This window comes from Dyella sp. 01N36 (assembly GCF_056399745.1).
The window spans coordinates 1-1,249 of record NZ_JBFTRY010000373.1 but is presented as its reverse complement, the minus strand read 5'-3'; the positions used below and the strand labels follow the sequence as shown (position 1 = coordinate 1,249).

At 61.6% G+C, this 1,249-nt stretch carries 1 protein-coding gene; it reads left to right on the top strand.

The genetic code is table 11. The annotated features are described in order from the left end of the window. Positions 1 to 62: 62 nt before the first annotated feature. A protein-coding gene (locus tag AC1DMG_RS22210) for an IS3 family transposase (RefSeq protein WP_477181160.1) occupies positions 63 to 1,219 on the top strand; the annotation gives its coding sequence in 2 pieces (ribosomal slippage) (positions 63 to 324 and positions 324 to 1,219; 1,158 coding nt in all). The last annotated feature ends 30 nt before the right edge of the window (positions 1,220 to 1,249 follow it).

Here is a 1,249-nt window from a genome sequence, read left to right as displayed (position 1 = left end):
TGGACTGCGGCCGGTTTCACAGACACCGGGTTTAGGTGGGATGATGAAGCCGGAGGTGGTTTATGGGAACACGAAGGACGTTCAGTCGCGAGTTCAAGCTTGAAGCGGTGCGACTGGTTAACGAGCGCGGTGTAGCGGTGACGCAGGCGGCCCGTGATCTGGGGCTGCATGAGAACGTGCTGCGCAAATGGGTACGAGAGCTGGTGGCCGATCCGCAGCAGGCGTTTCCCGGGCAAGGGCAGATGAAGCCTGAGCAAGCGGAGATCGAGCGGCTGAAGAAGGAAGTCGCCAAGCTCAAAATGGAGCGTGACATCCTGAAAAAAGCCGCGGCCTATTTCGCCAGGGAGTCGACGTGAAGTTCGGCTTCGTGGCGAAGCACCGAGGGGCCTGGCCGGTGACATTGATCTGTGAGGCGCTCGGTGTCTCGCGCAGCGGGTTCTACGCGTGGCTCGTTCGGCCACGCAGTCGGCGCCAATGGGATGACGAGGTGCTGGGTCAGCAGGCCCGCCAGAGCTTTCTCGATAGCGATCGGACGTACGGCGCGCGCCGTGTCTGGCGCGATGTGCTCGAAGCGGGACATCGGTGCGGCCTGCATCGCGTCGAGCGTCTGATGCGCATCCAGGGCCTACGCGCTCGACCACGGCGACGCGGTCTGCCGACGGATCGGGGCGACCGCCCCAGTGGAGCGATTGCACCCAATCTGCTCGATCGTCAATTTCAAGCGACCGCGCCAAACCAGAAGTGGGTCGCCGACTTCACGTACCTGTGGACCGCGGAAGGCTGGCTGTACGTGGCCGCCGTGCTGGATCTGTATTCGCGTCGCGTTGTCGGTTGGTCGATGCAGTCGCAGATGACGGCGCAGCTGGTGACCGATGCGTTGATGATGGCCGTGTGGCGCCGACGACGGCCCGAGTCGGTGATGCATCACTCCGATCGTGGCAGCCAATACACCAGCGACCGCTTTCAGCGCCTGCTCGGCGAGCTGGGCATTACGTGCAGCATGAGTCGCTCGGGCAATTGCTGGGACAACTCGGCCATGGAAAGCTTCTTCAAATCGCTCAAGATCGAGCGCACCGACAACAAGGTGTATCGCACGAGGGCTGAGGCAAAAGCCGATRTCTTCGACTACATCGAACGGTTCTACAACAGTAAACGACGCCACTCGACCATCGGCTACCTCAGTCCGATACAGTTCGAGCAGCAGATGGAATTAGCTTAAGGTGGTGTCCACCGAACCGGCCGCAGTCCA